Source organism: Streptomyces sp. NPDC094448, assembly GCF_044763775.1.
Classification (GTDB): Bacteria; Actinomycetota; Actinomycetes; order Streptomycetales; family Streptomycetaceae; genus Streptomyces.
Window position 1 is genome coordinate 145,341 of record NZ_JBIWGU010000016.1, and the last position, 20,718, is coordinate 166,058.

Below are 20,718 nucleotides of genomic sequence, written 5' to 3' on the forward strand. Positions count from 1 at the left end.
AGAGGCAGGTGCTGTCGTTCCGTCACCGCGGATCCGATCCCTTCGCCGCCGTCCGCGCCGCGACCAGCGCGGTCCGCCGTCCGGCCGCCGCCGTACGGCATTTCCGTACGAACACCCGGCCGAGAAATCCATCCTGTCACGATCCGTCCCGCGCGGGACGCTCCGACTCCGTGACCCCGGGACCGGGAGCTGCCAGAATCCGGGGCGCCGCACCGTGGCGCCCGCGCCGCGCCCCCGTACCCGTATCCCACCCGCCGTCCGAGAGCGAGCCGCCGACGTGTCCGCTGAACCCCCGCCCCCGAACGGCCCAGGGCCGGCGCTGGAACTGCTGGTGCACGGTGTCGGCGGAGCCACCCCGGAGAGCATGCTGGGGGATCCCCGCACCGTCCGGATGTCCGGTGACGACAAGGCCGCCGTCTTCCGCCGCGCCGACGACGTACACGCCGAATCGGACCCCGCGCGCCGCGACGGCGAGCCCGTCCCCGAGGCGTACTGCTGGTCCAACCTCACCTCCGGCAACAGCGCCCGCGCCCTCTGGCTGCTGCTCCTCCCCTTCATGGTCGCCAACCTCGCCCACTGGATGCGTCCGCGGGCCCGCGGCCGGACGCGGACGATGCGGCTCTACGGGGCGCTGGTACGGCTGGTCGCGCTCAGCCTGACCGTGCTGATGACGGCCGCCGCCTGCGAGGTGGCGCTCGATCTGGTCGCCTGGCAGTGCGCCGGGGCGACCGGATGCACGGAAGGCCGGCCGTGGCTCGGCTTCCTCGCGGCCGACCGCGGCGGCTGGTGGTCCCAGCCCGGCCGCCGTCTCGCGCTCGCCGCGCTGATCCCGGCCGCCCTCGTCGGACTCCTCTGGTACCTCTCCCACCGGACCTGGAGCGCCTACGAGTCCCAGCGCCCGCCGACCGGTGCCGATGTGCCCGACGGCCGTACCGGACCGGCCGACGACCAGGGGCCCGAGCGGGAACCCGAGGTCGAGGAGGAGACCGGCCATGCACCCGGCGGCCACGAGGACGCGTACGAGAACGGGCACGACGACCGGTACGAGGACGGCGGCCGCCCGCCCCGCACCGGACCGCCCGCACCGGTCCTCAGGCCCGCCCTCGGCCGCCCCGGGTTCTGGTACGGCCGCCGCCATGTCGCCCGGCTGCGCGCCGCCCATACCGCCGCCGGACTCCTCGTCGTCGCCGGGGCCGTCACCCTCGCCACCAGCCGCCACGACCGCGCCGGTGACGCCGGACTCCTCGCCCTGTGGGGCCGGGCTCTCGAAGCCGGTGTCGTCCTCGGTCTGACCACGGTGGTCTGGGTGGTCTTCCGCCGCGGCCGTACCGAACGCCGCTTCGACGCCCGCGCCGACCGGACCGCCGTCACCGCCCTGCCCGGTGCGGCGCTCGCCCTGCTCGCCCTCTCCCTGCTGTACGCCGCCCGGCCGCGCCCCGGCTGGGTGTCCGGCGGTGTCCTGCCCGGTACTTCGGCCTTCGGGGTGCTCGCCCTGGCCCAGAGCGGACTGACGCTGGCGCTCGCGGTGGTCGCCGTCGTCCTCCAGCGCCGCGCCCGGCACGCCCGCAGTGTCCTCGGCGGCCTGGGCGGCCCCGCGGTCACGGTCCTGGCCTGCGCCCTGGGCGGGGTGATGACCGGCGGTACGGCCCAGTGGGCGGCCGACCGGCTCGACGGTTCCGGGACCCCCGGGGCCGACGGCTCCGTCCCCGCCCCGCCGACCCTGCTGAGCTGGCAGGCGTCGGTGATCCCGGTCCTGCTGGTCCTGCTGCTCGTGCCCCTCCTCGCCCTCCTCCTGCGGACCTGGCTGACGGCCCGTCGGCTGGCACCCGAGGTCGAGGCGGAGTACGAGGCGGCGGAGGCCGGATGGACCACGCCCGGCGCGGCCCGGCTCGGGGACAACGGCTGGCGTCCCGACGCGGTCCGTACCCGGACCATCGCCCGGGTACGGGCCGCCGCCGGGATCACCGACACCGCCCCGCTCGCCGTCGGTGTGATCGCGGCGGCCACCGTCGTCCTCGGCGCCGCCGCCGTGGCCGGGGCCTGGCGCAGCGGCGATGTGCCGGGCCGGGCCTTCGACGGCGGCTTCGCCGAAGCCGTCGCGGAGACCGCCCAGTCCCTGGGGTCCTGGCTGATCGGTGCCGGTGCCATACTCTTCGTCGCCTGGGGGCGGCGCGCCTACCGGGATCCGTCGGCCCGGCGCACCGTCGGAATCCTCTGGGACGTGGGCACCTTCTGGCCGCGCGCCGCGCACCCCTTCGCACCCCCCTGCTATGCGGAACGCGCCGTACCGGACCTGACGTGGCGGATGTGCACCTGGACCGAGAGCACCCGGCACAACGGTGGACGGCTCGTCATCTCCGGCCACTCGCAGGGCAGTGTGCTCGCCGCGGCGGCGGTCTGGCAGCTGCCGCCCGAGGTCCGCGGCCGGGTCGCGCTGCTGACCTACGGTTCACCGCTGGAGCGGCTGTACGGGCGGTGGTTCCCCGCCTACTTCGGACCCGAGGCGCTCGCCCTGCTCCGGGACGAGGTGCACTGCTGGAGCAATCTCCACCGCCGCACCGACCCGATCGGCGGACCGGTGCTGGTGGCCGCCGGGGCCCGGCCCGCGCCCGACCGGCCGGCCCTGAAGGATCCCGTGGCCTACGGCAGGTCCGTCCGCCACCCGCTGCCCGAGCCGATCCTCGGGCACTCCGACTACCAGGCCGATCCGGAGTTCGCGGCCGCCCGTGCCGAACTGCTCCGGCTGATCCCGGGCGTACCGCGCCAGCCGGGACCGGCGGGGGAGCGGTCCGGGCGCGGCCGGGTCATACCGGTTCGGGCAGATCGTCCGGGTAGAGCAGGGTGAGGGCGTCGGTGTCGACCTCCGCCAGCTCCGCGACCCGGCCCGCGTGCCGTTCCACCATCGACTCGAAGGTCTGGCGCGCGGTCCGGCCGTTGCCGAACGCCGGGCCCTTGGGCAGTTGGACGAAGTAGCCGAGGAGGGCGTCGGCGGTGCCGTCCGCGAGCCGGTACTCGTGCTCGTCGGCCTGCCTGCGGACGATCCGCAGCAGCTCTTCCGCGTCGTAGTCCTGGAAGGTGATGGTCCGGGAGAACCGGGACGCCACACCGGGGTTGACCGCGAGGAACCGCTCCATCTCCGCGGTGTACCCGGCGACGATCACGACCACCGCGTCCCGGTGGTCCTCCATCAGCTTCACCAGCGTGTCGATGGCCTCCTTGCCGAAGTCCCGGCCGGAGTCCTCGGGGGAGAGGGCGTACGCCTCGTCGATGAAGAGGACCCCGCCGCGGGCCCGCTCGAAGGCCTCCTGGGTGCGGATCGCGGTCGAGCCGATGTGCTCGCCGACCAGGTCCACCCGGGAGACCTCGACGAGATGGCCGCGTTCGAGGACACCGAGGGCGGCGAGGATCTCGCCGTACAGCCGGGCCACGGTGGTCTTGCCGGTGCCCGGGGAGCCGGTGAAGACGAGATGGCGGCGGACGGACGCCGCCTTGAGCCCGGCCTCCCGGCGGCGGCGGCCCACCTCGATCATATTGATCAGCGAGCGGACCTCCCGCTTCACACTCTCCAGACCGACCAGGGCGTCGAGTTCGCCGAGGACCTCGTCGGAGACCCGGGGCACGGGCGCCGGTTCCACGGGCTGCGGAGGTACGGCCGGAGCGGGGACGGCCGTCAGCAGTCCCGGCGCACGGGCCACCGGCGCGGCGCCGGAGCCGGCCGGGGCCGCGGCAGCCGGAATCACCGCCGCGGGGGCCCGGACCGCCGATTCGTCGCCCGTGCAGTCCTCGACGGTCAGCAGCGCCGTCTCGGTGAACTCGTAGCCGCCGCGGGCGCACCGCTCGGTACGGCAGCGGCTCAGGGCCGTGCGGCAGCCCTCCATCACATGGAAGCCGTAACCCCCGCTGCCGGTGACCCGGGAGTCGCGGAAGGTGCCCCGGCCTTCGGCGGAGACGTAGAAACCGGCTTCGGCGGGTGCCGTGACCGCGCACCGCTCGATGACGGGATCCGCGCCCTTGGTGACGATCACCCCGGTCTGCGCCGTGTCGATCGTGCAGTTGTTGAGGGTGCCCCCGCTGCCGTGGTCGCGGAACCAGGCGCCGGTGGAAGCCTGCGTGATCCGGCAGTCGTCGAGCTGTGCCGTCGCGCCGTCGCTGACGGACACCGCCGTATTGCGGATCTGGGAGAGGTCGCTGTCGACCACGTCCGCCCGGGAGCCGCGGTCCAGGACGAACAGGGCGTCCGGTACGTCGTGCACCCGGCAGGAGTCCAGTACCGCGGTCGCACCGTCGCTGATCCACACCGCGGGATAGTCGCCGGTGCTGTCGTATATCTCGCACTGGTTGGCGTCGACCCGGGTGCCCGGGTCCCAGACGGAGAGACCGTTGCGGCCGAACCGGCGGACCGTCGAGCGGGTGAGCGTGAGCACCGAACGCGACCGCAGGTCGATGCCGTTCTCCGGGACGTCGTGGATATCGCAGTCGGAGAGCGTCAGTACGGCGTCGGTGTCGAGCGTGACACCGTCACCGGAGGTACGGTGCACCCGGGAGCCGTCGAGATGTGCCGCCGCCCGGCCCGTCACCTGCACGCCGGCGCCCCTGACCTCGTACACCTCGCAGTCGACGGCCTCCAGCACACTGCCGTCACCGGTGACGCTCAGCCCGGCGTCGGAGGCGTGGTGGATCCGGCAGCGTTCCAGCCGGGGACGCCCGCCGTCCCGTACCGAGACACCGGACCGGCCGGCCGCGACGATCTCGCACTCCTCGAACACCCCGCCCCCGCCGTCCAGTACGGCGATCCCGACCCCCGCGGGATTGTCGACGGCGACCCGGCGCACCGTGGGGCGGGCCCCGTTCCGCACCTCGATACCGGCCGCCGAGCGGGTGGAGATCCGCAGATCCGAAAGCTCCGGCGTACCGTCCTCGACCAGCAGCGCGGGCGCGGTCGGATCCTGCCCCTCCACATACAGGTCCCGTACGGTCGCGGCGGCCCGTACGGTCAGCGGCACACCGTCGGCGGGCGCGATCCGCACCGAACCGACGGAGCCCTCGGGACCGCGCAGGGTGACGGCCCGCTGCACCACCAGGTTCTCGCGGTAGGTGCCCGGTGCCACGGTGAGGACGTCACCGTCCCCCGCGGCCTCCAAAGCGGCCGTGAGCGACGCGTACTCGCCGGTGCGCCGCCGCCAGCGAGACGTGCCGGTGTGGGTCACCTGGACCGTGCCCTCTGCCATGGTGCTGCTCTGCCCCCACCTCGTGGTGTGCGCACCGCGCCCGGCGACCCCGGAATCGCAGCGCCTTCAGGACCCGCCGCAGCGGGTCGCACCACCGTAGCGTGCGCCGGTGACAGCAGTTGACGAATCACCAGGCCAGCAGTGTGTTTGTCGAGCGGGCAGAGACGAGCATCACGCCGGAAGGCGGCAGGCAGCCGTACCGGGGGCACCGCGGCGGGGCGGTGCCCCCCGGCACGACCGCCCGCCGCCGGTGCTCCGGCACCGTCCCGGGATCAGTACCCCTGACCGCCGGGGTACGGGCGCTGCTGCTGGTACTGGGGTGGGTAGCCCGCCGGGCCGCCGGGCTGCGGGGGAGCGGGCCGGGGCGGCGCCGGACGCATCGCCTCGTAGCCGGCCGGCGCGGGACGGTGCTGCTGGGGCACGCCCGGACCCGGATAACCCCGCGGGGGCACCGGCTGTTGCTGGGGTGCGTAGGGAGCCGCCGCCTGCTGGAGATGCTGCGGACTCTGGTGGCCGTATCCGTACGCCGGGGCGGGCTGACCCGCCGAAGGACCCGCCGGAAGGGCGGGAAGCGCCGCCGGAAGCGCCGGCAGATAGCCGCTGCTGCCGGTGTCGTAGGCGGAAGGCACTCGGATCGGGGCGATCTGAGGCGTGCCCCGCTCCGCGACCAGGGAGTCGTAGATAGGGGTGTCGGCGAAAGAGGGTGCGGAGTAGTAACCGCCGCCGTAGGAGGAGCGGGGGGAGGTCATGGCTCATAAGTTAAGGCCTGTCCTGTCGGTTGGGGAGTCCGGACAGGGGGTTGTTTCGCGGCACGCCACGGGTCGTGGCTCGCCAATGTGAGCGAATGCGGGAAAATCGGTCGCGCGACAACGCAAGGATCCTGTAAAGGACGAGTTGAGGGCGGGTTACTGACGGGTCGGACCGGGTGCTGCGGGGCACGGGAGTAGGTTGGCGGCCGGTGTACGGTCCTGGACCCCGAACTCATGGGATGGGGGAGCTTCATGTCCATGCTCAAAGGTGCCAATACTCCGGTGACCGCGCGGCGCGTACGCGTCGAGCTGTCCTGGAGCACCGGCCCCTCGGTGCCCGAAGTCGACGTCTCGGCACTGCTGCTCGACACCGGTTCGGGCCGGGTCCGCTCCGACCGCGACTTCGTCTTCTGCAACCAGCCCGAACACGCCTCGGGCGCCGTCCGCCACGAAGGGCGGCGGACCGGCCCCGGGACGGCCACCGATGCCGTGGCCGTCGACCTCGACCGGGTGGAACCGGGCGTCGGGCGGATCGTCCTCGCGGCCTCCGCCGACGACGGGTCCTTCGGCCGGGTCCCCGGCCTCTCCGTCCGGGTCGTCGACGCCGCGTCGGGTACGGAACTCGCCCGCTACGACAGCACCGACGCCACCGTCGAGACCGCTCTGCTCGCCGGTGAGCTGTACCGGCGTCAGGGCGCCTGGAAGTTCCGGGCCGTAGGACAGGGGTACCGCACCGGCCTCGCTGGGCTGGCCGCGGACTTCGGGATCACTGTGGACGCCGCCCGGCCCGCGGCCCCGGCGCCTCCGGCCCCCACCCGCACCCCGGCGCCCGCGCCCGTACCGCCGCCGCAGCGGCCCGCCCCCGCTCCCTCCGCCCCGCCCGCTCCCCCCTCCACCCCCGTACGGCTCTCCAAGGTCACCCTCACCAAGGAGGCGCCCACCGTCTCCCTGACCAAACAGGGCGGCACCTCCGGCGCGCTGAAGGTCAATCTGAGCTGGCAGGTCCGCAAGCAGTTCAAGGGCTGGGGCGCCAAACTCGGCCGCGCCATCGCCCTCCACGGCGACCTCGACCTCGATCTGTGCGCCCTGTACGAACTCACCGACGGCAGCAAGGGGGTCGTCCAGGCGCTCGGCAACGCCTTCGGCTCCCTGCACCGGCCCCCGTGGATCCACCTCGACGGCGACGACCGCACCGGAGGCAGCTCCGGCGAGAACCTCACCGTCAATCTCGACCACCGCCACGACTTCCGGCGCATCCTCGTCTTCGTCACCGTCTACGAGGGCGCCCGCAGCTTCGCCGATCTCGACGCCACCGTCACCCTGCGGCCGCAGCACGGCGCCCCCGTCGACTTCTCCCTCGGCGAGTGCACCGTTCCGTCGACCGTCTGCGCCCTGGCCCTGATCACCAACACCGGTTCGGACCTGGTCGTCCAGCGCGAGGCCAGCTTCCTCGTCCCGCAGCGCGGTGTCAGCCCCCAGCGGACCGTGGACCACGCCTACGGCTGGGGAATGAACTGGACCCCCGGCCGCAAATGATCCCCGGCAGGCACTAACCCCCTTCGGGCGCGGTCCCGGGGCGGGCGTACACCCGGCCCTTCCAGGCCGCGCCCCGGCCCCGGTAGTGCTGGACCGCCGAGTCCACCGTCATCCCCAGATAGAGCAGTGCGGTCGGCGGGAGCGCCAGCGCCAGCAGCGGCGAGCACCGGTAGTACCGCAGCATCGGCAGATAGGTGACGATCATGATCGCCTTGGCCGCGCCGCCCGCCGCCGCGGCGAGCGGATCCCCGCCGGCGATCCCCGCGGCCAGCGCCACCGACGGCACCGCGTACACCAGCAGCAGCCCCGGCACCGTGCCCGCCAGCAGCAGCGGGCTGTACCGCAGTTGGGCGTACGCGCTCCGGGCCACCATCCGCCACAGGTCCGCGAGCCGGGGATAGGGCCGTACGCTGACCACACCCCCGGCCAGCCCCAGCCAGATCCGGCCCCCCGACCGCTTCACGGCCCGCGCCAGCGACACATCGTCGATGACCGCGCCCCGGACCGCGTCCGGCAGCCCCGCCCGGTCCACCGCGGCCGTACTCAGCAGCACACAGCCGCCCGCCGCCGCGGCCGTCCGCGCCGCGGGCCGGTTGACCCACCGGAAGGGGTAGAGCTGGCAGAAGAACCAGACGAACGCGGGGACGACGAGCCGCTCCCAGAACCCCGCGATCCGCAGCCGCGCCATCTGGGACACCAGATCGAGCCCGTTCGACCGGGCCGCGGCCACCAGGGTCCGCAGACTGTCCGGGGCGTGGGCGATATCCGCGTCCGTCAGCAGCAGGTACCCGGGATCCGCGTCCCCCGAGCGGGCCTGCGCGATCCCGTGCCGCAGCGCCCACAGCTTCCCCGTCCAGCCCGGTTCCGGTTCACCCGGACGGAGCACCCGGAGCGGCAGTCCGCCGTGCTCCTCGGCCAGGGCCAGGGCCAGCGCGCCCGTACCGTCCGTACTGCCGTCGTCGACCAGGACGATCGACGCCCGCCCCGGATACTCCTGCGCCAGCAGCGACGGCAGACTCGCCCGCAGCACCCCGGCCTCGTCCCTGGCCGGGACGACGACCACCGCATCCGGCCACTCCCGCGGCTCCGGATGCGGCGGAAGCCGCTGGTCCGTACGCCAGAACAGACCCTGTCCCAGCAGCAGCCACACCCAGACGAGCAGGGACACCACGGCGATCGCGGAGAGGACGCTCATGCGCCGAAGTCTGCCGCACCGCACGGGCTCCGCACGGCCCGTCGACTATGGTGACCGGGTGAAGATCGCGCTCATGGACTCCGGAATCGGCCTGCTCGCCGCGGCCGCCGCCGTACGCAGGCAGAGGCCGGACGCCGAGCTGGTGCTCTCCTCCGACCCCGACGGACTGCCCTGGGGCCCCCGCACTCCCGAGGACGTCACCCGGCGTGCCCTCGCCACCGCCAGGGCCGCCCTCGCCCACGGTCCGCAGGCCCTGATCGTGGCCTGCAACACCGCGTCCGTGCACGCCCTGCCCGCGATCCGCGCCGCACTGGAGCCCGCGGTCCCGGTCATCGGCACCGTACCCGCGATCAAGCCCGCCGCCGCGGGCGGCGGCTCCGTCGCCATCTGGGCCACCCCCGCCACCACCGGCAGCCCCTACCAGCGCGGTCTGATCCGCGACTTCGCGGGCGCCGCGGCCGTCACCGAGGTGCCCTGCCCCGGGCTCGCCGACGCGGTCCAGTGGGCCGACGGCCCCGGTATCGAGCGGGCCGTGGCCGCGGCCGCCGCCCGCACCCCCGGCGACGTCACCGACATCGTCCTCGGCTGCACCCACTACGAACTGGTCGCGGACCGTATCAGCGCCGCCGTGGGCCGCCCCGTCGCCCTCCACGGCTCCGCCGGAGCGGTCGCCGCCCAGACGCTTCGCCGGATCGGAGCAACGGACGCGCCCGGCGCCGTACCGGCCGGGCCGCCCGCCGTCGTCCTCAGCGGCCGGGCCGCCGACACGCTGCCGCCCGAGGCGCTGGGGTACGCCGAGGCCCGGCTGCTGTTCGCCGCCGTCCCCACGCGCTGAGCTGCGCAACGGCCCCGCCCCGCGGTGCCGGACCCCGATGCGGCCCGGCCCTCGGCTCCGCTGCCGCCGAGCCCCGCGCCGGTTACCCTGCTCGCATGAGGGACCATTTCCCCGGCCCGCCCGCCCGGCCGGACGCCGCGGACCGGCCCACCGCCGAGCCCGCCGTCTGGACCGGCCGCGCGACCAACCGCGTCCAGTGGCTGCTCGCCGTCGCGGGCGCCGCCTGTCTCGCGCTCGGCATCGAACTGGCCGTGCTGGGCGACTGGACGTCCGGTGTGATCGCCCTGTCCATGTCCGTCGTCGGCTGTGTGACCGCCGGACTGCTGATGCTCTACGGCACCCTCCCCTTCGTCCACGTCGCGGTCAGGGTCGACAGCCAGGCCGTCGAGATCCGCTGCGGCCATATCGGCCTGCCGCGCCGCCGGATCCCCCTCGCCCATGTCGTCAGCGCGGAGGTCGATCCCCGGGTCACCCCCCGCCAGTGGGGCGGCTGGGGCTACCGCTGGCGCCCCGAACAGGGCACCGCGATCGTCGTCCGCCGTGGCGAGGGCATCGTGGTGACCCTCGGCGACGGCCGGATGTTCACGGTCACCGTCGACGACGCCGAGGCCGCGGTCCGCGCCATCCGCGACCGACTGGCACTCCACCCGGGCACTCCCGCCACCGCCTGACGCCCCCGGGGCGCCACCGGCACCGGCGGACACCGGGGCCGGAGGGCACCCCGGCCGGGGAGGTACTCAGATCCGGGGCCGCGGATCTGAGTATCCGAACGCTGTCCCCGCCACCGGCCGGGAGGGAAGCTGACAACCATGCAGAACATCCCGCGAGACGAGAAGACCCCCGTCGACCACGTCCTGACCGCACTCGCCCTGGCCGGGGCGGCCGCGCTGCTGTGGGCCGGCTGGCTGGGCTGGGACCAGCAGCGGGACGTACAGCCCGACGGTTCCGAGACCGGCCCGTACCAGGCGTGGCAGATCATCGGGCTCGTCGTCACCCTGCTGGCCCCGGTGTACTGGGCGGCCTCCCGCCGGTACGTCAACGCGACGGTGTTCGGCATCACCGCCGGACTGACCGGAGCCGCCTGCTACGACTGGTCCGACGATGCCAGCGGGCTCTTCGCCATCGGCGTGGTCATGATCATGATGGGCAGCCTGGGCGTGACCGGCCTGGTCGCCGCTGCCGTCGCTTCCCGGGCCCGCCGCACCGGACGGGCCGGCGGACCTGCCACCGGCGGCTGATCCCGCCGGGCGGCCGCTCAGCGGGCCGACGGGTCCGGAGTCCGGGCCCCCGCGGCGGTCCTGACCTCCGCGGGCACCGGAATGACACGGGCCGTGGCCAGTCCCGCCAGCAGCCCCGCGCCCGCCGTCACCGGGGCGAAGCTCAGTGCGTTCCCCAGTACGGCCAGGACCGCCAGCGCCGTCAGTGCCGCCGCCGCGCAGAGCACCACGGGCGTCGGACGCGGAGAGCGCCACAGTCCGTACAGCAGCCAGCCGAACGCCCCCGCCAGCAGCGCCGCACCCACCACACCCTGCTCGGCCGCCTGCTGGAACAGGGCCGAATGCGGCTTGCCGTCCGAACCCGGGGTCTGCTGCGCCGTGGCGCTGAGGTTCTCGAACCGGTCCGGGCCGACACCCCGCACGGGCTCCGCCTCGACCAGCGCGACCGCGTCCCGCCACAGCGCCACCCGGTTCTCCGTCAGCAGCGCCCGCAGCCCCTCGGCCGGTCCGTCCGGCAGCGCGTCCTGCGCCACCGCCCAGGACACTCCCGCCGCCACCAGGGCGACCAGCACGAACCCCGCGAGCGCCGCGGTACGCCGACGGGCCCTGCTCACCGCCGCGGCACAGAGCACCACCGCGGCCGCGGCCGTGGCCCCCGCCGCCGATCCCAGCACGACCGCCGTCACCACCACCGCGAGCGCCAGCGCCCTCAGGGCCGCCCGCGCCCCGGGCCGCCGGGCCGCCGCCGCGGCACAGCAGGCCGCCCCGGCGCTGACCGCGAGCAGCGCGGCCGCCGCCCCCGCGTCACCCGGCTCCACGGTGGACCGGGCGTTGACCCCCGGCACCCCCTCCGGCGAGGCCACCGCCAGCGCCAGCACGGCGAGCGATGCGGCCGTGGCCGTGGCGACCGGTACCAGAGCCCCGGAGATCCGGCCGCAGGCGTAACCCGCCGCGACGGCGACGACCGCGAGCAGTACGCCCTCCGGACCGGACTCCCGTCCCGCCGCGCTGATCAGCGCCCAGCCGACGGCTGCGCCCAGGACCGCGGCCCCCAACCCGTCCGCGGCGCCCGCGCGCTCCACCTGCGCAGCCCTCATGATGCCGACCCCCCGAACCGAGCCACGGCAGTCCCCGTCGTCTGCCGCGTTCACCGTAGTGGCGGGCCCGGCCCGCGAGCCAGCCCCGGCCGCCCGGGGCCAGGAAGGGGTCATACCCCCCTCCCGTAGACTCGCCGCTGTGACCGCCACCCTCACCCCCGCCGACACTTCCGGCCCCGGCCCCGCGAAGCCCCGACCGCTGACGCGCGTGATCCGGCCGGGTGCCGCCGTGGCGGCCGGGCTGCTGCTGTATCTGAGCTTCCCGCCGCGCCCCCTCTGGTGGCTGGCGCTGCCCGCGTTCGCCCTGCTCGGCTGGGTGCTGCGGGGCCGCCGGCTGCGGGTGGCCTTCGGTCTGGGCCAGCTCACCGGGCTGGCGTTCCTGCTGCCGCTGCTGATCTGGACCGGCGAGGACGTCGGTCCGGTGCCGTGGATCGCGCTGGCGGCCGTGGAAGCCGTGTTCATCGCGGCCACCTGCCTCGGCATCGGCGCCGTGTCCAGGCTGCCGGGCTGGCCGGTGTGGGCCGCCGCCGTGTGGATCCTCGGCGAGGCGCTCCGGGCCCGGGTGCCGTTCGGCGGCTTCCCCTGGGGGAAGATCGCGTTCGGTCAGGCCGACGGGGTCTTCCTGCCGCTCGCGGCCCTCGGCGGGACACCGGTACTGGGCTTCGCCGTCGTCCTGTGCGGTTTCGGCCTGTACGAGACCGGGCGGCGCGTCGTCGCCTACCGGCGCGGCGGCGGACTGCCGCGCGGACCGATGGCGGCCGCGCTGCTCGCCCTGCTGGTCCCCGCAACGGCCGCGGTCGCCGCCCGCCCCCTGGTGGACGCGTCCGCCGAGGACGGGACGGTCACCGTCGCCGCGATCCAGGGCAATGTTCCGCGGCTCGGACTCGACTTCAACGCCCAGCGGCGCGCGGTCCTCGACAACCATGTGCGCCGCACGGAGCAGCTGGCCGCGGATGTGAAGGCGGGCCGCGAGCCGCAGCCCGACTTCGTCCTGTGGCCGGAGAACTCCTCCGATATCGACCCCTACGCCAACCCCGACGCGCGCATGGTGATCGACCGCGCGGTGCAGGCGATCGGCGTGCCGACCGTCGTCGGCGCGGTCATCACCCCGGAGACCGGGAAACTGCGGAACACCCTCATCGAGTGGGACCCGGAACGCGGACCGGTCAACACCTACGACAAGCGGCACGTCCAGCCGTTCGGGGAGTACATTCCGATGCGCTCCTTCGTCCGGCTGTTCAGCAAGGACGTGGACCGGGTGCGCAGGGACTTCGGCCCCGGCGACAAGGTCGGCGTCTTCGATCTCGCGGGGACCAAGGTCGGTCTCGTCACCTGTTTCGAGGCGGCCTTCGACGATATGGCCCGGGACACCGTCGTGAACGGCGCCCAGCTCATCTCGGTCCCCAGCAACAACGCCACCTTCGGCCGCAGTGAGATGACCTACCAGCAGCTCGCCATGGACCGGGTGCGGGCCGTCGAGCACGGACGGTCCGTGGTCGTGCCCGTCACCAGCGGAGTCAGCGCGGTCATCATGCCGGACGGCCGGATCGTGGAGAAGACGAAGCTGTTCACCCCCGGCGCCCTGGTCGCGGAGGTGCCGCTGCGCTCCTCCCTCACCCCCGCGACCCGCGCCGGCGCCTGGCCCGAACTGCTGCTGGTGCTGGTCGCCGCGGGCGGTCTCGGCTGGGCCGCCACGGCCGCCGTCCGGGCCCGGCGGGCGCGGGGCGAGTAGGACGGGAGCAGTTCCTCGACCGTACGCGGAGACCCCGCCCGGCGCCGGTGGCGCGGGCGGGGTCTCGGATTTTTCGGACTTTCCGGGGCGCTCGGCCGGTTGCTCTCCTGGAGTGTGCGCTCTGGTGGTGCGGGGCTACAGCGGCTCAATCACCCCCCACTCCCCACCGGCTGCCGGTCCTCGGCCGCCGCCGCGGCCGGTTTGCCGCCGCGCATCAGCAGGCCCGTGAGCAGAGCGCCGGCCGCGGCCACGGCCGCCGCGCCGATGAAGGCGGCGCTGAAACCGTCGGTCAGGGCGGGCAGATCGCCCAGCTTCCCGGCGCCCTGGGAGGTGGCGACCGCGGTGAGCGCCGCCAGACCCAGGGCCGAGCCCACCTGGTAGGTGGTGTTGACGATGCCGGAGGCGAGTCCGGCCTCCTCCTGCCGGGCCCCGGAGATGGCCGCCATCATCGCCGGGATGTAGGCGAGGGACATACCGACCGCGGCGACCAGCGAAGCGGGCAGTACGTCGACCGCGAAGGAACCGGTCGGCTCCACGGCCGAGAGCCAGAGCAGCCCGGCCGCCAGGACCAGCAGTCCGCCGGAGATCAGCGGCTTGGCGCCCCACCGGCCCAGCAGCTTCGCCGTGATCAGGGTCATGAAGACCATCAGCAGGGCCGTCATCGGCAGCAGCGCGGCGCCACTGGCGAAGGCCCCGTAGCCCAGGACCTGCTGGAGGTAGAGGTTGAGGAAGTACCACATCGGGATCCAGGCCGCGCCGAGCAGGGCCATTCCGAGGTTGGAGATGCCGAGACCGGGGGTCCGCCAGATCGCCAGGGGCATCAGGGGCGTCCGTACCGACTTCTGGATCACCAGGAAGAGGCCGAGCAGTACGGCGGCGCCGATGAGCTGGAGCACGGTGGCTGTGGCGCCCCAGCCGATCTCCGGCGCCCGCACCACGGCGAAGACGGCGAGTGCCAGACCGGCGGTGACGGCGGCGGCGCCGAGGACGTCGACGGCTCCGCGGCGGGGCGCGGCGGCGGGCAGCAGACCGGTGGCGGCCAGGGTGGCGAGACCGATGGGCACATAGATGATGAAGATCCACGGCCAGCTCAGCCACTCGGTGAAGACACCGCCGAGGAAGACTCCGGCGGTACCGCCGGCCGGTGCCGCGGCGCCGTACAGCGCCATGGCCTTGCCCAGCTCTTTCGGGCTGTGTCCGAAGAGCATCATCAGCAGGGTCATCGACGCGGGGGCGATCAGCGCCCCGCCCACGCCCTGGACGGCGCGGCCGGCGATCTCGACCCAGGCGGTGGTCGCGGCGGCCGCGACCACGGATCCGGCGATCAGCACCACCCAGCCGCCGACGAAGATCCGGCGGGCGCCCAGCAGGTCCGACAGCCGCCCGCCGAGCAGCAGCAGCCCGCCGAAGGCGATCACATAGGCGTTGAAGACCCAGCTGAGGTCCTCGGGGGAGAAGCCGAGGTCGCGCTGCATCTCGGGGAGCGCCACCCCGATGATCGAAGTGTCCATGATCACCATGAACTGCGCGGTGGCCAGCACCAGAAGTGCCCACCAGCGCCGTGGGTTGACGGTTGACATCGCCCGTCCCCTCCTCTGAAGATTCCATACCCCTTGGGGGTATCCCCTGGGGCGAGAAGGAATATACCCCCGAGGGGTATTTGGAGCGCAAGGGGGTGCGGCGATCTTTCTCGCGGAGGATTTCCGGGCAGCGGTACGGCGCCGGCCGGGGGCGGGTGCCTTGCCGTGGGCCGGGGGCAGCTCGTGCGGCCCCGGCCGTGGGAGGGGTTCGGCCGTGGTGGCCGTGGTGGCCGTGGTGGCCGTGGTGGCCGTGGTGGTCGTGGCGGCCGTGCGGCCCCGCGGGCGAGACGGCTCGGATCGTGTCCGCAAAGCGGCGTCGTCCGCCCGAAGGGCGGGGCCCCCGGCTTCCCCGGCCCTGCGGCTGGGCCCCACCAGGCTTGCGGCCCGGGGGGATCCCCGCCGCGCCCGGAGGGCTGCGGGGGACCCGGGGAATCCCGACAACGCCGGCGCACGCCCCCTGGGCTACCGCCCGGGGGGACCCCCAACGGGCTACCGCCCGGGGGGACTCCCAGCGGGCTGCTGCCCGGGGGACCCCGAGCAGGCTTACCGCCCCGGAGGTCCCCACCCCTGCCCGACGGGCGCAGGGGGAGAGCGTCCGTGCCGGGCATCGGGCGGGGACTTCGCGGGTCCGGCCTTCGGGCCCGGCCTCACGGTTCCGTAGGCGCAGAGGCCGGTGCGGCCGGTCGTACGGCCCTGTTCGGGCGCGGGGTCCGGGCGGCGGGCCGGGCCCCGCGCCCGTGCCGGCCACCGGATCCGTGCGGGGTCAGGACTTGCGGTGTACGGCTGCGGCGCCGCGCGGTGCTCAGCCGTTGCGGCCGTACGGCTCCGGCGCGTGCGCGAGCAGCGCCCGGGTCACCAGCCGCACGCCGCGCGCGAGCCTGCCGAGCTGCTCCAGCTCCGCCGCGTACATCAGGATCGTGCTCTCGACGATCCGGTCGGATACGCCCAGCGGGGGCAGTTCGGCCCGGGAGGTCCGCAGGGCGGCCCGGACCGCGCCGATCTCGTGCTGGAGCTGCCACTGGGCATGGCGGGCCAGTACGACGGGGTGCCGGGCCAGGGTGGGATAGCCGGCGTAGCGCGCCGGAACGAGGGTGCGCAGCCAGAGGGTGGCGGTCTGTTCCCAGCCCGGGTTGCCGGGGGCGGTGACCTGGAGCGGCCAGTCCGCCGCGGCCGCGCGGGAGTTGCGGGGGGTCGCCGTCGCCCCGGGGGAGGTGTCCCCGGCCTCGGGCCGGGGGCTCCGGGGTGTTCTGGCGGCCCCGGCCCAGGGGTAGGCCGAGGCCGCCGGGTGGGCTTCCGCAGGGGACGGAGGCCCTGACGGAACATCGCGGTGGCGACGCGAGGAGGAGTGCGTCATGGCGCGATGTCCGGCTCTATGCGGCGCTGTGCGCGCCGGGACCCGAGGGGTCGGCAGGGCCGGCGGGGCGTGAGTCTGTCTGCATGGTCGCGCGCGGCCGGCCTTCCTCGGGGCGTGGTTCGGTCACGGAGCGAATCGACTCGGTCGATCTCCGGACCACTTCAGGCAGTAAATATATATACCGTCGAGTATGCAAGGGTAAGAAAATTTTCATGCACATCGGGTGGTCCGAAGGGTGAACGGAAGGAGTGGTACGGGCCGGTAGGGGGGCTGCGGGTCCGGACTCCGGAGCACCGGCCGGAACTGCCGGGACCCGGCCGGATCCGTCAGTCGTCGAGGAAGAAGTCGTGCTGCTCCGCGGCGTGTTCGTAGCTCTCCAGCCGGGTCTGGGTGCGCTGCGGATCGGCGTCCGCCATGGCCTGGAGCAGGGCGGCGGAGAGTACGCCGGGCGCCGCGTAGGAGTCGAAGACCAGCCGTGAGCCGGTGGCGGCCACCAGGACCTCGTCCGCCTCGTCCGCGAGCGGACCGAGTGGCAGATCGGTGATCAGGGCGACCTTCAGCCCGGCGGTTCGGGCGGCGCGCATCGCGGCGAGCGTCTCGTTCGCGTGCCGCGGCATCGCGAAGGCGAGCACCCAGGCTCCGCCGGCCTCCCGGGACTGGAGTAGGGCGTCGTAGGCGACGCTCCCGCCGCGCGTCACGGTCCGCACATCGGGGTGGATCCGGCGGGCCGCGTAGGAGAAATATTCGGCGAGCGAGGCCGAGATCCGCAGACCGAGCACGGTCAGCGGGACCGACCGGGCCAGCGCCCGGCCCAGGTCGAGCATCCGGTCGGTATCGGCGAGCAGCCGCCGCAGATTCTCCAGGTTGTCGATCTCCGCGTCGACGGCGGCCTGGAGTTCGTTGCGGCGGATCTCCGCGCGGGCGTCGGGCATCCCGGCGATCGCGCTCAGCGCGATGGGCTGGAGGGCTTCCCGCAGGGCGGGGTAGCCGCTGAATCCGACGGACGCGGCGAACCGGGTGACCGAGGGCTGGCTGACGCCGACCCGGTCCGCCAGATCGGTGATCGACAGAAAGGCCGCCTCGGTGAGGTGGTCGGTGATGTACTGCGCGATCCGCCGCTGGCCCGGGGAGAGCCGGTGGCCGCCGAAGAGGGCGAGAACCCGGTCCGCCGGGGCCGGCGCGGCGTCCGGTTCGCCCCCTCCCGGCGTGATCGCAGACGCCTGTGCGCGTGCCTGCTGATCTGATGGCACCGGTGTCACTCCTTCTCGTCCCGCTCCTGTTCAACATAGCCCAGTCGGCGGGCCGGGCCGAGGGGGCCCGGCCCGGCCGTCTCGTATACCGGACAGTAGGTGGACGGTCCCGGTGGACCGGAACTCCCTTGACGGCAAGGGTGTTTGCGCGAGAACCGGCCTTCTCCGCGGGCGGCGGACCGGCGGGAAGAACGCTGGTTCTCCCGGCGGCGGCCGAGATCCGCCGAACGTGGTGACCCGGAGCGGCCACGGCCGCGAAGGAGATGCGCTCCGCCGGGGCCGGGGCGCATCCTGGCTGTGTGACCTCGAACGGCGCGACCGGGGACACCCCGCCGCAGCGGCACGGGGCGACACCTGCACCATCGAAGGGCGGCGGGGCGGTGCCGGGCGAGCTGGAGCTGCTGCTGGCCGAAGCCGCCGTGGGGGCCACCGAAGCGGTCGGCGGATTCGCGGGCGGGGTCTATCTGCCCTCCCGTACGACGGAGGGCCTCCTCCGGCTGGCCGTCATGGCCGGACTGCCCACCCGGCTCTTCCGGCCCTGGTGGCGGGTGCACGAGAACCGCCCCTTCCCCGTCGCCGCGGCCCATCGGACGGGACGGGCCGTCCATCTGCCGGACGCCGAGGACGCCATGCGCCGTTTTCCGCAGCTCATGGTCAGCCTGCCGTTCCCGTTCAGCGCGCTCTACGTCCCGGTCGTCGCGGGCCCCGACCGGTTCGGCGTCCTCGGCGTACTGCGCAGCCCCACCCCGGGCCGCCCCGTCGGCCGGGGCGACCGGCAGCGGATGCAGCGCGCCGCCGACCGCCTCGCCGCCGACCTCGGGGCGCTGCAGGCCGGCGGGACCGCGATCGACTGGGACGCCGAACCCCTTCCCGTACAGCTGCCGTCCCTGACCGCGCCCCCGGTCCGGATCGGCCACTTCGACTGGGACCTCGACACCGGAAAGGTCACCGGGGACGAGTCGTTCCGCCGGATCCTCGGCCACACCCCGGCGGACTTCCCCGGCACGGCCGAGGCCCTTGCCGACCGGCTCGCGCCGGAGGACGCGGCCGGGCTGAGGGCCGTCGCCCGGCAGACCGCGGCCGCGGGCCCCACGGCCTCCCGGCGGATCCGGCTGCGCGGCGCCGACGGCCGGGCGTATCTGGTCGAACTCTCCGGCGGCCCGCCGCGCCGCGACCGGGCCCCCGAAGGCCCGTCCGTGCTCCACGGCTCCCTCGTCGACCTCGGCCCCGGCCCGGTCCTCACCGAATCCGGCGACCGGCTGCCGCGCGCCCTGCTCTCCCTCGACCGGCTCGGCCGGGTCACCCATCTCAACCACACCGCCGAGACCCTCCTCGGCCGGGGGTGGCCCAAGCTGACGGGCCGGGTGCTGTGGGAGGCGCTGCCGTGGCTTGCGGACCCCGCGTACGAGGACCATCTGCGGGCCGCCCTGATGTCCCCCGCCCCCGTCTCGTTCACCGCCCGCAGGGACGACGAGACCTGGCTGGAGGTCGGTCTGTACTCCGGCCACGACGGGGTGACCGTCACGCTCCTGCCCGCCGAACACCCCATGGGCGGGCGCCGGACCCGCCCACCGGCCGCCCCGGTTCCCGGCGGCCCCTTCGCCGCCCTGACCAGCCAGTCCACCGGGCTCTACCGGCCCGTCGCCCTCGCCATCGCCCTCACCGAGGCGGTCACGGCGCGCCAGGTGTCGGCCGTCGTCACCGACGAACTGCTGCCCGCCTTCGGCGGCCGCCAGCTCGCCATCTACCTGCTCCACGAGCGGCATCTCTTCCTGGCCTGGGAGACCGGCTTCCCCCACGGCTTCCTGGACCGCTTCGACGGTGTCGGCCTCGATGCCAGGCTGCCCGGCGTCGAGACCCTGACCACCGGCCGCCCCCTCTTCTTCGAATCCATGGAACAGCTCGCCGCCGCCTATCCCGGTATCCCCCTCGACGCCCATGTCGGCGCGCGTGCCTTCCTGCCGCTGATCGCGTCGGGCCGGCCCGTCGGCAGCTGCATCCTCGGCTTCGACCAGCCGCGGGCCTTCAGCGCCGAGGAGCGCACCGTGCTCGTCGCGCTCGCCGGGCTGATCGCCCAGGCCCTGGAGCGGGCCCGGCGGTACGACACCGAGTCCGCGCTCGCCCGGGGACTCCAGGACGCCCTGCTGCCGCACCGGCTCCCGGTCCTCGACCAGGTCGAGACCGTCGGCCGCTACCTCCCCGGCACCCAGGGCATGGACGTGGGCGGCGACTGGTACGACGTCGTCGAGACGGGCGGCCGGATCGCCCTGGTGATCGGGGACGTCCAGGGCCACGGGGTGGCCGCGGCTGCCACCATGGGCCAGCTGCGCAGCGCCCTGCGGGCCTTCGCGCTCAGCGGACCCGACCCCCGGGAGGTGCTGGGCCGTACCAACCGGCTGCTCATCGACCTCGACCCGGGACAGTTCGCGAGCTGTGTCTATCTGCTCGTCGATCCGCAGACCGGAGCGGTGCAGGCGGTACGGGCGGGACATCCCCAGCCGCTGCTGCGTCACCCGGACGGCCGTACCGAGGTGCTCGACCTCGCGGGCGGTGTGGTTCTCGGGGTCGACCCGGCCGCGGCGTACCCCGTCACCGAACTGACGCTGGAGCCGGGGGCGGTGCTCGCGCTCTACACGGACGGGCTGGTGGAACAGGCGGGTGCCGATATCGACTCGGGCGTCGAACGGCTGCGCGCCTCGCTGGCCGGCGGGGAGCGGGAACCGCTGGCGGAGACCGCGAACCGGCTGATCAGGGAGGCCCGTCGGGCCGAGGACCGGCCCGACGATATCGCGCTGCTGCTGGCGACCCGCTGGGAGTAGCCCGCGGGGCGGGGGGGGGGGGGGGGGGGGGCCCCCCCCCGCCCGGGGGGGGCGGCGCCGCCGGGCCCCCCCGCGGCCCCCGAGGGGGCGGGCGCCGGGCGCGCCGCCCCCCCAAAAATATAAAAA

General features: G+C 74.5%; 14 protein-coding genes. 7 read left to right on the forward strand and 7 right to left on the reverse strand.

Annotation, left to right across the window (positions count from 1 at the left end; translation table 11 throughout):
• The first annotated feature begins 277 nt into the window (after positions 1-277).
• Positions 278-2,845, forward strand: a complete 2,568-nt coding sequence (locus ACIQ9E_RS27465; protein ID WP_403711496.1) for a hypothetical protein — start codon at positions 278-280, stop codon at positions 2,843-2,845.
• On the opposite strand, the gene ACIQ9E_RS27470 is transcribed toward ACIQ9E_RS27465, so the two are convergent.
• Together ACIQ9E_RS27470 and ACIQ9E_RS27475 are read right to left on the reverse strand one after the other, a co-directional pair.
• Positions 2,805-5,228, reverse strand: coding sequence for a right-handed parallel beta-helix repeat-containing protein (locus ACIQ9E_RS27470; protein ID WP_403711498.1), 2,424 nt, complete (start codon positions 5,226-5,228; stop codon positions 2,805-2,807). The genes ACIQ9E_RS27465 and ACIQ9E_RS27470 overlap by 41 nt on opposite strands.
• A gap of 272 nt (positions 5,229-5,500) precedes the next feature.
• Entirely contained in the window at positions 5,501-5,977 is a 477-nt protein-coding gene (locus ACIQ9E_RS27475) for a DUF6643 family protein (protein WP_403711500.1), read from the reverse strand.
• Positions 5,978-6,229: 252 nt separating this feature from the next.
• Here ACIQ9E_RS27475 and ACIQ9E_RS27480 point away from each other — a divergent pair, with 252 nt between their 5' ends.
• Positions 6,230-7,513: a TerD family protein gene (locus ACIQ9E_RS27480; protein ID WP_403711502.1), complete on the forward strand. Its 1,284-nt coding sequence runs from the start codon at positions 6,230-6,232 to the stop codon at positions 7,511-7,513.
• A 13-nt stretch (positions 7,514-7,526) separates the two neighbouring features.
• Here the strand turns inward: ACIQ9E_RS27480 and ACIQ9E_RS27485 are convergent, their stop codons facing one another.
• Complete coding sequence (locus tag ACIQ9E_RS27485; protein ID WP_403711504.1) at positions 7,527-8,708, reverse strand: glycosyltransferase; 1,182 nt, start codon at positions 8,706-8,708, stop codon at positions 7,527-7,529.
• Here ACIQ9E_RS27485 and ACIQ9E_RS27490 point away from each other — a divergent pair.
• The 3 genes from ACIQ9E_RS27490 (at position 8,707) to ACIQ9E_RS27500 (ending at position 10,781) form a co-directional block, all read left to right on the forward strand.
• Positions 8,707-9,543, forward strand: a complete 837-nt coding sequence (locus ACIQ9E_RS27490; RefSeq protein WP_403711506.1) for a glutamate racemase — start codon at positions 8,707-8,709, stop codon at positions 9,541-9,543. The genes ACIQ9E_RS27485 and ACIQ9E_RS27490 overlap by 2 nt on opposite strands.
• Before the next feature lie 95 nt (positions 9,544-9,638).
• Positions 9,639-10,214: a hypothetical protein gene (locus tag ACIQ9E_RS27495; protein WP_403711508.1), complete on the forward strand. Its 576-nt coding sequence runs from the start codon at positions 9,639-9,641 to the stop codon at positions 10,212-10,214.
• A gap of 138 nt (positions 10,215-10,352) precedes the next feature.
• Positions 10,353-10,781 (forward strand): hypothetical protein, encoded by a 429-nt coding sequence (locus tag ACIQ9E_RS27500; RefSeq protein WP_403711510.1) that lies wholly within the window; start codon positions 10,353-10,355, stop codon positions 10,779-10,781.
• Between the two features lie 17 nt (positions 10,782-10,798).
• On the opposite strand, the gene ACIQ9E_RS27505 is transcribed toward ACIQ9E_RS27500, so the two are convergent.
• Positions 10,799-11,857: an O-antigen ligase family protein gene (locus ACIQ9E_RS27505; RefSeq protein WP_403711512.1), complete on the reverse strand. Its 1,059-nt coding sequence runs from the start codon at positions 11,855-11,857 to the stop codon at positions 10,799-10,801.
• Between the two features lie 139 nt (positions 11,858-11,996).
• Between ACIQ9E_RS27505 and lnt the strand changes: the two genes are divergently transcribed.
• On the forward strand, positions 11,997-13,589 hold the full coding sequence (gene lnt, locus ACIQ9E_RS27510) for an apolipoprotein N-acyltransferase (RefSeq protein ID WP_403711514.1): 1,593 nt from the start codon (positions 11,997-11,999) through the stop codon (positions 13,587-13,589).
• A gap of 149 nt (positions 13,590-13,738) precedes the next feature.
• Here lnt and ACIQ9E_RS27515 read toward each other — a convergent pair whose 3' ends face one another.
• The 3 genes from ACIQ9E_RS27515 to ACIQ9E_RS27525 all read right to left on the reverse strand — a co-directional run bounded on the left by ACIQ9E_RS27515 (position 13,739) and on the right by ACIQ9E_RS27525 (position 17,773).
• Entirely contained in the window at positions 13,739-15,169 is a 1,431-nt protein-coding gene (locus tag ACIQ9E_RS27515) for an MFS transporter (RefSeq protein WP_403711516.1), read from the reverse strand.
• Between the two features lie 802 nt (positions 15,170-15,971).
• On the reverse strand, positions 15,972-16,523 hold the full coding sequence (locus tag ACIQ9E_RS27520; protein WP_403711518.1) for a hypothetical protein: 552 nt from the start codon (positions 16,521-16,523) through the stop codon (positions 15,972-15,974).
• A 326-nt stretch (positions 16,524-16,849) separates the two neighbouring features.
• Positions 16,850-17,773, reverse strand: coding sequence for a MurR/RpiR family transcriptional regulator (locus ACIQ9E_RS27525; RefSeq protein WP_403711520.1), 924 nt, complete (start codon positions 17,771-17,773; stop codon positions 16,850-16,852).
• Between the two features lie 263 nt (positions 17,774-18,036).
• Between ACIQ9E_RS27525 and ACIQ9E_RS27530 the strand changes: the two genes are divergently transcribed.
• Positions 18,037-20,592, forward strand: coding sequence for a SpoIIE family protein phosphatase (locus tag ACIQ9E_RS27530; RefSeq protein WP_403711522.1), 2,556 nt, complete (start codon positions 18,037-18,039; stop codon positions 20,590-20,592).
• Positions 20,593-20,718 lie beyond the last annotated feature (126 nt).

Bases quoted from the DNA above. Each gene is read 5' to 3' on its own strand.
- ACIQ9E_RS27470 (WP_403711498.1), bottom strand. From the start codon at position 5,228: ATGGCAGAGGGCACGGTCCAGGTGACCCACACCGGCACGTCTCGCTGG.
- ACIQ9E_RS27475 (WP_403711500.1), bottom strand. From the start codon at position 5,977: ATGACCTCCCCCCGCTCCTCCTACGGCGGCGGTTACTACTCCGCACCC.
- ACIQ9E_RS27480 (WP_403711502.1), top strand. From the start codon at position 6,230: ATGTCCATGCTCAAAGGTGCCAATACTCCGGTGACCGCGCGGCGCGTA.
- ACIQ9E_RS27490 (WP_403711506.1), top strand. From the start codon at position 8,707: ATGCGCCGAAGTCTGCCGCACCGCACGGGCTCCGCACGGCCCGTCGAC.
- ACIQ9E_RS27485 (WP_403711504.1), bottom strand. From the start codon at position 8,708: ATGAGCGTCCTCTCCGCGATCGCCGTGGTGTCCCTGCTCGTCTGGGTG.
- ACIQ9E_RS27495 (WP_403711508.1), top strand. From the start codon at position 9,639: ATGAGGGACCATTTCCCCGGCCCGCCCGCCCGGCCGGACGCCGCGGAC.
- ACIQ9E_RS27500 (WP_403711510.1), top strand. From the start codon at position 10,353: ATGCAGAACATCCCGCGAGACGAGAAGACCCCCGTCGACCACGTCCTG.
- ACIQ9E_RS27505 (WP_403711512.1), bottom strand. From the start codon at position 11,857: ATGAGGGCTGCGCAGGTGGAGCGCGCGGGCGCCGCGGACGGGTTGGGG.
- ACIQ9E_RS27515 (WP_403711516.1), bottom strand. From the start codon at position 15,169: ATGTCAACCGTCAACCCACGGCGCTGGTGGGCACTTCTGGTGCTGGCC.
- ACIQ9E_RS27520 (WP_403711518.1), bottom strand. From the start codon at position 16,523: ATGACGCACTCCTCCTCGCGTCGCCACCGCGATGTTCCGTCAGGGCCT.
- ACIQ9E_RS27530 (WP_403711522.1), top strand. From the start codon at position 18,037: ATGCGCTCCGCCGGGGCCGGGGCGCATCCTGGCTGTGTGACCTCGAAC.